The organism is Kitasatospora sp. NPDC127111 (assembly GCF_042677465.1).
Taxonomy (GTDB): domain Bacteria; phylum Actinomycetota; class Actinomycetes; order Streptomycetales; family Streptomycetaceae; genus Kitasatospora.
Genome location: NZ_JBHXTG010000051.1, coordinates 1 through 10,344 on the forward strand (window position 1 = coordinate 1; position 10,344 = coordinate 10,344).

Annotated in this window: 9 protein-coding genes and 1 pseudogene; 6 read left to right on the plus strand and 4 right to left on the minus strand. The window is 75.9% G+C overall.

What is annotated here, in order from left to right:
- Nucleotides 1-276: 276 nt before the first annotated feature.
- A complete protein-coding gene (locus tag ACFVHB_RS26635; protein WP_380327266.1) occupies nucleotides 277-1,575 on the minus strand; it encodes a DUF5685 family protein in 1,299 nt (432 codons plus the stop codon).
- A 130-nt stretch (nucleotides 1,576-1,705) separates the two neighbouring features.
- Entirely contained in the window at nucleotides 1,706-2,446 is a 741-nt protein-coding gene (locus ACFVHB_RS26640) for a DUF6215 domain-containing protein (protein ID WP_380327268.1), read from the minus strand.
- Nucleotides 2,447-2,613: 167 nt separating this feature from the next.
- Between ACFVHB_RS26640 and ACFVHB_RS26645 the strand changes: the two genes are divergently transcribed.
- The 3 genes from ACFVHB_RS26645 to ACFVHB_RS26655 all read left to right on the plus strand — a co-directional run bounded on the left by ACFVHB_RS26645 (nucleotide 2,614) and on the right by ACFVHB_RS26655 (nucleotide 5,467).
- The gene (locus tag ACFVHB_RS26645; RefSeq protein WP_380327269.1) at nucleotides 2,614-3,177 is read left to right on the plus strand and encodes a helix-turn-helix domain-containing protein; all 564 of its coding nucleotides are present in this window, start codon (nucleotides 2,614-2,616) and stop codon (nucleotides 3,175-3,177) included.
- Nucleotides 3,174-4,655 (plus strand): MFS transporter, encoded by a 1,482-nt coding sequence (locus ACFVHB_RS26650; protein WP_380327271.1) that lies wholly within the window; start codon nucleotides 3,174-3,176, stop codon nucleotides 4,653-4,655. Before ACFVHB_RS26645 ends, ACFVHB_RS26650 begins: the two co-directional genes overlap by 4 nt.
- Before the next feature lie 107 nt (nucleotides 4,656-4,762).
- Nucleotides 4,763-5,467 carry an alpha/beta fold hydrolase gene (locus tag ACFVHB_RS26655; protein ID WP_380327273.1) on the plus strand — a complete coding sequence of 235 codons (705 nt, stop codon included), beginning with the start codon at nucleotides 4,763-4,765 and terminating at the stop codon, nucleotides 5,465-5,467.
- A gap of 7 nt (nucleotides 5,468-5,474) precedes the next feature.
- Here ACFVHB_RS26655 and ACFVHB_RS26660 read toward each other — a convergent pair whose 3' ends face one another.
- Nucleotides 5,475-6,932 carry a DUF2252 domain-containing protein gene (locus tag ACFVHB_RS26660; RefSeq protein WP_380327275.1) on the minus strand — a complete coding sequence of 486 codons (1,458 nt, stop codon included), beginning with the start codon at nucleotides 6,930-6,932 and terminating at the stop codon, nucleotides 5,475-5,477.
- A 204-nt stretch (nucleotides 6,933-7,136) separates the two neighbouring features.
- On the opposite strand from ACFVHB_RS26660, the gene ACFVHB_RS26665 reads away from it, so the two are divergent.
- Nucleotides 7,137-7,514: a DUF2809 domain-containing protein gene (locus ACFVHB_RS26665; RefSeq protein ID WP_380327277.1), complete on the plus strand. Its 378-nt coding sequence runs from the start codon at nucleotides 7,137-7,139 to the stop codon at nucleotides 7,512-7,514.
- A gap of 52 nt (nucleotides 7,515-7,566) precedes the next feature.
- On the opposite strand, the gene ACFVHB_RS26670 is transcribed toward ACFVHB_RS26665, so the two are convergent.
- A complete protein-coding gene (locus ACFVHB_RS26670; protein WP_380327279.1) occupies nucleotides 7,567-8,349 on the minus strand; it encodes an SGNH/GDSL hydrolase family protein in 783 nt (260 codons plus the stop codon).
- 210 nt (nucleotides 8,350-8,559) lie between these two features.
- On the opposite strand from ACFVHB_RS26670, the pseudogene ACFVHB_RS26675 reads away from it, so the two are divergent.
- Both ACFVHB_RS26675 and ddaH read left to right on the plus strand, forming a co-directional pair.
- Nucleotides 8,560-9,110 (plus strand): annotated as a pseudogene (locus ACFVHB_RS26675) (MBL fold metallo-hydrolase); the annotation flags it as partial.
- A gap of 226 nt (nucleotides 9,111-9,336) precedes the next feature.
- Complete coding sequence (gene ddaH, locus ACFVHB_RS26680) at nucleotides 9,337-10,164, plus strand: dimethylargininase (RefSeq protein WP_380327281.1); 828 nt, start codon at nucleotides 9,337-9,339, stop codon at nucleotides 10,162-10,164.
- The last annotated feature ends 180 nt before the right edge of the window (nucleotides 10,165-10,344 follow it).

Genomic DNA, 10,344 nt, shown 5'->3' on the forward strand with positions numbered 1-10,344 from the left:
CACCGCACTCAACCGGAACTGCGCCACCATCAACGCCGGGTCACCCACCCCCGCCCGCAGCATCCGCACCTGGTGCACCAAGCCCGCGTTACGCATGATCCCCCGATCGTCCCGGCCCCGTTTCGAACGGCATACTAATGCACGCAAACGAGGGTGGATCGCCAGATATCCCCCACGCGGGACGCCGGTGAAGGGTTGTCGGCACCCGGGCCGGCCCGCCCGGCGCGGTGCGCATGCCGCCCATCGCGCCGGGCCCGGCCGTTCACGGGCGCGGGGTCAGTTGCAGCCGCAGTCGCAGCCGCCGTCGCAGCAGCCGTCACACCCGCAGCCGTCGCCGCAGCAGCCGTCGTCGCCGCAGCACTGGCAGCACTGGCAGCAGCCGTCGCAGTTGCCGCAACCGTCGCAGTTCCCGCAGTCGCAGTTCTGCCGGGCGCACCAGCCTTCCCTGCGCTCGCGCGAGAAGGGGTCGTCGTGGTCGCAGCACATCAGCTGGCACGTGCAGGCCATCAGCGCCCAGACCGCGCAGCCGGCCAGCAGGTTGCGGCGGTGCGGCGGCGGTGCGCCGGGCGGGGTGAAGCCGGGGCCCTGCGGGACCCACGGCGGGACCGGCGCGCCCGGGCCGGCCGGCGGGGCCTGGTGCGGGTCGTGCTGCGGCGGCGTCTGGTACGGGTTGGACGCGGTGGGCGCGCCCTTCGTCCGGCAGGCGGCCGCGTGCGTGGCGGGCCCGAAGACCCGCTCCACGGCACGCTCGGTCTCGTGCGCGAGCAGGACGTGCACCAGGGCGCGGTCGGTCAGTTCCACGTCGCGCAGTGCGAGCCGGATGCCGTGGACGGCGTCCCGGCAGAGGCGTTCGGCCTCGGCACGGTCGGTGCCGGTCGCGGTGAGCGGGTTCCACGCGCCGCTCGCGGCGTCCGCGGCCTGGTCCTCGGCGGCGTCCAGCAGGTGGGCGAGCCGGCCGAACAGCCGGCCCGCCTCGGCCAGCGGTGCGGCGTTGTCCGGCCGCCCGGCCAGCACGGCGGTGTGCGCGAACGCGGCCGAGGTGGCGCTCTCGGTGGGCTCGGTGACCAGCAGGACGGACCCGCCCGGGGCGAGCCCGCGCTCCAACTCGCCCTGACGGGAGGCCGCGTCGAGCAGTACGGCGGTGTCGAAGCCGACGGCGGAGGCGCTGCCCGCGCTCTTCCGGTCCCAGCGCCTGGTCACCGCGCGGGCCCCGGCCGCGACCGGCCGACGGGCGAACACGCCGTCCCGGTCCTCGACGTGGTCGCGGATCTTCACCGAGGCGAGCGCCAGCGAGACGGCGGCCGCCAGCCGGGCGCCCTCGCCCTTGGCGACCGAGGCGGTTCGCATCCCCCGCAGCGGGCACGGGCCGGCGGTGCGGCGCCAGGAGGCGTCGTCCCGGGCGCTCTGCGCCTCGACCAGCACCGAGATGATCAGGCCGTCGTAGTTGGTGGCGGTCCGGGCCAGTTGCCCGTGGTCGTCCCGGAGCGCCAGGCAGAGCCCGCACAGGTGCGCCATCCACGAGGTCTGCAGTCGTTCGGACAGCCGGTGCCGACACGGCCTGATGATGCCGAACATGATCCCCCTCGCCTGCGCGGGCCCGCATCGGCCCTGGTCAGGCACATCATATGAGCAACGGGCCGAGCTGCGGAGGACTGTGACGGTCCCGTGACAGCCGCCCCGCACCGGCCGGGGCCGTGCCCACGCCCTACCCTCCCGCGACCCAGCCCTGGAGCGTCGGGAGCACCTGTTCGGCGACCCGGAAGAGGGCCGCGTCGTCCGGGGTCGTGAAGTCCTGCCGCCAGATCGTCAGCTCGAAGGACCCGGCGCCGGCCTTGGTGTCCTTCGCGACGACGAGGTGCCGCGCGATGCCCCCCGTCCCGGCGCTGGCGTTCCCGCCCGTCAGGCCGAAGGAGAGCTTCATCGTGTGGTCCGAGTACGTCATCGCGGGGTGGCCGAGGACCGACGTGGGCCCTTCCTTCGACTCGGCGAAGAGGGTGGACTCCCGCACCCCGGTCCCGTGGTTGTCGTTGAGCTGAACCATGAGCGAACCGAGCTGCACCTTCGCCGAGGCGTCGTAGACCTTCGTCCCGTCCGCGAAGGTCATCGGCCCGCCGCCGGACTGCGCGACCGAGACGCGCTCGGTCGGCATGCCGACCAGCGTCGGCAGGTCCGGCCGGTTGAGGGCGGCGCACAGCGCCGGGTACTCCGGCGCGTCCGTCTCCTTCGGTGCCATGCAGGCGGCCGGCTTCGCGTCCGGTGCCGAGGCGTGTCCGAGGGCGCCCGCCCACCACAGCAGCGCGGCCGTGCCGCCGAACAGCAGCACCGCCGTCACGGCCTGCGCCACCCCGCTCGGCCCGTCCTTGCGGCCCGGCTGGCCCGAGCCGGGCGCCGCGCCGTCCTCGCCGACGCCTTCGCCGGGCCCCTCGGTCACTGCCGCTTCGGTCATGTCCTTCGTCCCCCACCAGTCGTACGCCCGTTCTGGGCTGCGCGATCGTAGCCCATGGCCGCCGCCCCGGTCGCGGTCATATCCGGGTCCGGGGCGGTCGGCGCACACGCCGGCCGCCGTCGTCCGCCCTCTCCTTTCGATCTCAGATCCGGGATAGCATCGCGAATATGGGAATCGACACGGCGGCCGACGAGAGGTTGGCCGACAGGCTGGCCGAGCTGCGGCTCGAACGCGGTTGGACGTTGGAGGAGTTGGCGCGGCGGGCGGAGGTGAGCCGGTCCACGCTCTCGCGGGTCGAGCGGGCAGAGGTCAGCCCGACCGCGGCGCTGCTGGGGCGGCTCTGCGCGGTGTACGGGCGGACCATGTCGCGGCTGCTGGCGGAGGTGGAGTCCGCGCCGGCGCGCCTGGTGCGGGCCGGGGAGCAGCAGGTGTGGCGGGACGAGGCGACCGGGTTCGTCCGGCGGTCGGTCTCGCCGCCGCACGGGGCGCTGCGGGCGGAGATGATCGAGGGGAGGCTGCCGGCGGGGGCCGACCTCGCCTACGACCGGCCGGCGGTGCCCGGGCTGGAGCACCATCTCTGGCTGCTGGAGGGCGATTTGGAGCTCACGGTGGACGGGCAGCCGGAGCTGCTCGGGGCCGGTGACTGTCTGCGGTTCGTCGCCGAGACCACCCGGTTCCGCTGTCCGGGCCCCGCCGACGCCCGGTACGCGCTGGTGGTGGTCGTGCCGTGAAGCCGTCCACGGCCGGGGCGCCGAAGGAGCGTTTCGACGCCGCCGGGCGCCGGGTGCTGCTGGTCTGCGTCGCGGGCGGGTTCACCACGCTGCTCGACCAGTCCGTGCTCAACACCTCGATCCCCGCGCTGCGCGAGAGCCTGCACGCCCAGCCCGCCCACCTGCAGTGGATCGTGGCCGGGTACTCGCTCGCCTTCGGGCTGGCGCTGGTGCCCGGCGGCCGGCTGGGGGACGTCCGGGGCCGCAAGTGGTTCTTCGTCACCGGCCTCGCGCTGTTCACCGCGGTCAGCCTGCTCTCGGCGACCGCCACCGAGCCGTGGGTGCTGGTGGCGGCCCGGCTGCTCCAGGGCGCGGGGGCCGGACTGGTCAACTCGCAGATGATCGGCACGATCCAGGACGTGTTCGGCGGCCAGCTCCGCGCCCGGGCGCTCGGGATGTACGCCGTGACCGGCGGGCTCGCCTTCGCCCTCGGGCCGCCGGTGGGCGGCGCGGTGCTGGCCGCCGTCGGGCCCGAGCAGGGCTGGCGGCTGACCTTCCTGCTCAACGTGCCGTTCGGGTTGGCCACCGTGGTGCTGGCCGCCCGCCACCTGCCGCGGCCGCGCCGAAGTGCCCGGGCCGCCGACCTGGACGTGGTCGGGCTGCTGCTGGTGGCCGCGCTGACCCTGACGCTGATGCTGCCCTTCGTCCAGCCGCCCGGCTGGACCGGCTGGCTCGCCTTCGCGGCCGGCGCCGGGCTGCTGCTCGCCGCGCTGGCCCGGTGGCAGCGCCGCTACGCCCGCGCGGGCCGCCAGCCGCTGATCCACCCGGCGCTCACCCGGTCGCGGCCGTACGCGCTGGGCACGGCCGTCGCGATGGCCCAGTTCGGCTCCTCGATCGCGGCCGGGCTGGTGCTGACCATGTTCCTGCAGGACGGCCTCGGGCTCTCCCCGATGGGCGCGGCGCTGGTCGCGCTGCCCTCCGCGGTCTCCATGGGCGTGGCCTCCGCACTGGCCTGGCGGGTGGTGCAGCGGTTCGGCCGGCGCACCGTCACCGCGGGCATGACCGGCTCGGCCCTGGTGATGCTGGCCGGCGGACTCGTGGTGCGGTGGGGCCCGGCCGGTGCGCTGCCCTGGCTGCTCGCCGTGCTGCAGCTGCTGGGCGGCGCCGCGGTCGGCGTGATGGGAGCCACCAACCAGGCGTACGTGCTGCGCCACGCGCCGGCCGAGGCGGCCGGGGTGAGCGGGGCGATCCTGCAGATGGCCCAGCGGATCGCGGCGGCGGTCAGCGTCTCGGCGCTGTCGGGCGTCTACCTGCGCGCCACCGGGGGCGGCGGCGGGCACCGGGCGGCGTACGCGTACGCGAGCGTGGTCTGCGCGGCGGTGGCCGGCCTGGCGGTGCTGGCGTCGGTGTACGCGGGCCGGGCGTCGGCCGACCGGGAGGGGGAGCCCGGGGCGGCGGTCGGGCGGACGCGGAGGCCGGAGGCGACGACCAAGGCGTAGCGGCGGGCCCGGACGTCCGCCGGGTGTCCGCCACGCCTCCGGCCGGGCTTTGAGCGGTGGGAGAACATCCGGCCGCTCCGGGCCCGGTGCGGCGTACGGTGATCGGCATGACGACGCACGGGATCGTGGAACTGCCGGAGTTCACCCTCGCCTACCGGGAGAGCGGCCGCCCCGGCGGTCCGCCGCTGGTCCTGCTGCACGCCCTGGGGGAGGGGGCGGACGACTGGGCCGGCGTGCTTCCCCGGCTCGCCCCGGACCACCGCGTGTACGCGCTCGACCTGCGCGGGCACGGCGCCAGCGGCCGTCCCGGCCGGTACGGCCTCACCGGGATGCGGGACGACGTCCTCGGCTTCCTGGACGCGCTCGGCCTGGAGCGGGTCGACCTGGTCGGCCACTCGATGGGCGGCGTGGTGGCCTACCTGGTGGCCCAGGAGCAGCCCGGACGGGTCGGGCGGCTGGTGCTGGAGGACGTCCCCGCGCCGTACCCGCGCCCCGCGACCCCGGTGGCCGACGCCCCGGACGGGCCGGTGGGCTTCGACTGGGCGGTGGTGAAGGCGATCAAGGCACAGATCGACACCCCGGACCGGGCGTGGCTGGAGCGGTTGGCGGAGATCACCGCGCCGACCCTGGTGGTGGCCGGCGGCCCGGCCAGTCACGTGCCGCAGGACCGCCTCGCCGAGCTGGCCGGCCGGATCCCGGACTGCCGGATGGTCACCGTCGAAGCCGGGCACCTGGTGCACCGGGCCCGGCCGGCGGAGTTCGTCGCGGCGGTCGCGCCGTTCCTGAACCCCGCTGGCCGGGGCCTGCGGTGACGGATCGTCAGATACCGTGCTCGGCCGGCAGGCGGCCGGCCCGTATGGCCGCGACCAGGTCGGCGTGGTCCGCCTCGGTCCGGTCCGCGTACGCCACCGCGAAGGCGGCGACCGCGTCGTCCAGCGCCTCGTTCTTGCCGCAGTAGCCGGTGATCGCGCCCGGGTCGGCGGTGTGCGCGTGGGCCCGGGCCAGCAGGGCGCCGGTGATCCGGGCGTAGTCGTCCAGCTGGCCGGGCAGCAGCGCCGCCGGGTCCACGCTGCCCTTGCGGTTGCGGAACTGCCGGACCTGGTAGGGGAGTCCGTCCACCGTCGTCCAGCCGAGCAGGGTGTCGCTGACCACCTGCATCCGCTTCTGGCCCAGCACCACCCGGCGGCCCTCGTGGCTGTCCGGCGCCGTGACCGGGAACCCGGCGCGGGCCAGGTGCGGCACCAGCACCGACGGCCGCGCCTCCTTCACCTGGAGCACCAGCGGCTGGTCCCGGTGGTCGGTCAGCAGCACGACGTACGAGCGGGTGCCGACGCTGCCGGTGCCGACCACGCGGAACGCCACGTCCTGCACGTGGTGGCGGGCGAGCAGCGGGTGCACCTCGGCGGGCACCGTCCGCACGTACGGGCCGAGTGCGGCGGCGACGGCGCCGGCCGTCGCGTCCGGCACCTCGCTGAGCACCGGGGGAGCCGCGGTGAACCGCCAACCGCCCTCCTTCGTGCGGACGGTGGACTTGGCGGCGAACTTGGCGCTGGTGTTGCCGAGCGCCTTGGCGCCGACCTTCTCCAGCACCTCGGTCAGCTCGTGCGCCTGGGCGAAGGAGACCAGCTGGTCGTCGGCGACGGCGTTCCAGGCGTCCAGCGCGGGCAGCTTGGCCAGGATCCGCATGGTGCGCCGGTACGAGCCGGCCGCGTCGAAGGCGGCCTGGCGCGCGGTCGTCTCGTCGGCCCCGATCTCGCGGCCGGCCAGCACCAGGCTGGCGGCGAGCCGCTTGAGGTCCCACTCCCACGGGCCGGGCACGGTCTCGTCGAAGTCGTTGATGTCCATCACGAGCCGGCCGCGGGCGTCCCCGTACAGGCCGAAGTTGGCGGCGTGCGCGTCCCCGCAGAGCTGGGCGCCGATCCCGGTCGCCGGGGTGGTGGCGAGGTCGGCGGCCATCAGCCCGGCCGACCCGCGCAGGAAGGCGAACGGGGTGGCCACCATCCGGCCGAGCCGGATCGGCACCAGGTCGGCGAGCCGGCCGGCGTTGGACGCCTCGATCGCCTCGACGGCGGACGGGCGGTCGTCGGCGGGGGCGAACTCGGCGTGCCGCTCGCGCGGGAGCCGCTCGCGCAGCGCCTTGCCGCGCTCGCGGGCCAGGCCGTCGTGGCGCGGCGCGAACCCCTCCACGGCGAACCGCCGCCCCGGCCCCCGGCCGTGCTGCTCCGCCGCGCCCGCCCGCGGGGCGGGCCCCTCCACCGTTTCGGTCAGCTGCGTCACTGCGCCCCGCCCCGTCCTTCTGTCGTTCCCGCCCGCGACCTGCGCGGACCCGGCCCCTTGGCAGGCCGGGCAGCAGGCTACCGCCTGCCGCCGCGTCCCGTCGGGAGGGAGGGACGCCGCCCGGGCGGCCGCGGTTCCGGCGGCGTCGTCGGTCAGGTCCGCCCGTAGGCTGGCCGGGTGGATGATCTTCGGGGGAGGCGGACCGTGCGCGTCGCGGCCGCGGTGGCGGCGGTGCTGACGGTGGCGGCCGGGCTGGGCGTACGGGCGGTGGCCGGCGGCGCGTTCGCCAAGTACGCGGGGGACGCGCTGTACACGGTGCTGGTGTACGCGCTGGTGGTGCTCGTGGCCCCGCGGCTGCGCCCGCTGCCCGTGGCGGTGGCGGCCGCCGGACTGAGCTGGGCGGTCGAGTTCTACCAGCTCACCGGGGTGCCGGACGAGCTGGGCCGCCGCAGCGCGCTCGCCCGGCTGGTCCTCGGCTCCACGTTCGACCCGCCGGACCTGTTCTGGTACCTGGCCGGCGCCGCGCTCGCCGCGGCGCTGCACACGGCCGCCGCCCGGCCGTGGCGCGGCCGCCCCCGCTGACGGGAACGGCTGCGCCCGGCCGACGCCGACCGCTACCGCTGCTGACGCGACGTCAGAGCGGCATCAGTTCCGGCCGCTTGGCCTCGACGTGGTCGCCGGAGGACTCGCCGCGCAGGCGCCGCCCGACCCACGGCAGCAGGTACTCGCGCGCCCACTGGATGTCCTCCCGGCGGTGGTCGGCGGCGGACTGGGCGGGCAGGGCCGGCCAGGGCGCCTCCGGGTCCTGCTCGGTGCGCAGGCCCAGCGAGCGGGCGGCCAGCAGCGCGACCCGCTGGTGCCCCTCGGGCGAGAGGTGCAGCCGGTCCTCGCTCCACGCCCGGCGGTCCTGCACCGAGCGCAGCGACCACAGGTCGGCGACCTTGCAGCCGTAGCGGTCGGCGACCGCGCGCATGTGGCCGTTGTAGGTGGCGATCTTGCCGCGCAGGTGCTTCAGCAGCGGCACGCCGCGGGTGTCGAAGCCGGTGCAGATGAGCACCGTCCCGGCGGAGTCGGCGAGTTGGGCGACGGCGGCCTCGAAGCGCTCGGCCACCTCGTCCGGGTCGCTGCCCGGGCGCAGGATGTCGTTGCCGCCGGCGCAGAAGGTGACCAGGTCGGGCTGGAGCCGGCGGACCTGCGGCACCTGCTCGGCGGCGATCTGGTCCAGCAGCCGGCCGCGCACCGCGAGGTTGGCGTACCGGAAGGCGCCCGGCGGCCGCCCTTCGGCGAGCAGCCCCGCGAGCCGGTCCGCCCAGCCCGCGAAGGCGCCGTCGGCGCCGGGGTCGTTCAGGCCCTCGGTGAAGCTGTCCCCGAGAGCGGCGTACGAACTGAGGTCAAGGGTCTCCTGGAGGTTCGGCATGAAGGAGATAGTTCACCTTCTCAAGTGACCTACGCCACCGTAGGTGGCCCGTACCGGTACGTGAGATGGGCCACGTAGGGCGAGGTCGGCCGGCGTTCCGGACGGAGCGTCAGACCGCGAGAAACACAAGATCCATAGCTCCTTCCGGTTTTGGAGCCGGCCGGGCGAACCTGGAGCGGCGGTTGTCGGGCCGCCGCCGTTCGCCGTTCCGTGATCGACACGCCCCGGTTCGCCGAGCGGCTGGCCGCCGCGTACGAGGGGCTCGGCCCGGTCACCGACGTCCTGCTCACCCACCGCGACCACGCGGCGCACGGACGCGCCTACGCCGACCGCTTCGGCGCGCGGCTGTGGATCCACGAGGGCGACCCGGACGCCGCCCCCGACGCCGACCGGGTGCTGCGCGGTGCCGGGCCGGTGGAGGTCGCGCCCGGCGTCACCGTCCACCCGTTCCCCGGGCACACCGCGGGCAGCGTCCGCCACCTGGCCGACGACCGGCACTGCTTCACCGGGGACGGCTTCACCTGGTCCCGCACCACCGGTGACTTCGAGGTGGCCGACGGCGTCACCTGGTACTCGATCGAGGAACTGGCCGCCTCGCTCGGCCGCTGACTCGGGCGGCGGCGCTTCGAGTGGCTGCTGCCGGGGCGCGGCGACCGGCGCCGGCTACCGGCCGCGGAGGCCGAGCGGCGGCTGCGCGGGCCGGCCGCGCGGTGCCGGGAGCTGAAGCCGAGCCGATCGACTTCACGGCGCTGCGCTGGTAGGGCGGCGCCCTCCCGGCGTGTGAGGTGGCCCGCCGTGCGCCGGTGGGGCGCGCGGGTGCGCCGGGGAGTGCGCCGATCGGGCGCGTCCGCGCGTGTGTGCGAACCGCCGCACCCGGGCAGCCGCCCTCTGGGCGCCGCGCCGGCGCGACCGCACACCCCGCCCCGACGCGCGCCCGCTCCATCGCACGCCCCGACTCCCGAGACCCCGGACGGCGGAGGTTGCCGCATGCCGAACCGAACCCCGGAGCGCGTCGCCAGGCCGCGGCGCTATCTGATGTGCCGGCCGACGCACTTCACCGTCGACTACGCGATCAACCCCTGGATGGACCCGGCGCGGCCGACCGACACCGCGCTCGCCGTCCGCCAGTGGGAGCAGCTGTACCGGCTGTACCGCCGGCTCGGCCACACCGTCGAGCTGATCGACCCGCTGCCCGGCCTGCCCGACATGGTCTACACCGCGAACGGCGCGACCGTGCTGAACGGCCGGGCGCTGGTCGCCACCTTCCGGCACCCCGAGCGGGCCGGCGAGTCCGACGCCTACCAGGACTGGTTCCGCGCCCACGGGTACCGGGAGGTCCACCGGGCCGGCCACGTCAACGAGGGCGAGGGCGACCACCTGGTGGCCGGCCGCCGGGTGCTCGCCGGCACGGGGTTCCGCACCGACCCGGCCGCCCACGCCGAGGCCCGGGCGCTGTTCGGCGTCCAGGTGCTCAGCCTGACCCTGGTCGACCCGCGGTTCTACCACCTGGACACCGCGCTCGCCGTCCTCGACGACGACCACGTCATGTACTACCCCGCGGCCTTCTCACCGGACAGCCAGGCGTTGCTGCGCAGCCTCTACCCGGACGCCATCCTGGCCGACCGCGCGGACGCCGAGGTGTTCGGCCTCAACGCCGTCTCGGACGGCCGGCACGTGCTGCTGCCGGAGACCGCCAAGGCGCTGGCCGGCCGGCTGGCCGAGCAGGGGTACGAGCCGGTGCCGGTGGACGTCTCCGAGCTGCTCAAGGGCGGCGGCGGTGCGAAGTGCTGCACGCTGGAGCTGCGCCCGGCCTGATCACCGGGCACCGGGCACCGGGCACCGGGTCACTGGGCTGTGGCCGCGCCGTCCGCCGTCGTGCCGTGCGCCGTCGTGCCGTCCGCCGTCGTGCCGTGCGCCGTCGTGCCGTGCGCCGTCGTGCCGTGCGCCGTCGTGCCGTGCGCCGTCGTGCCGTGCGCCGTCGTGCCGTGCGCCGGT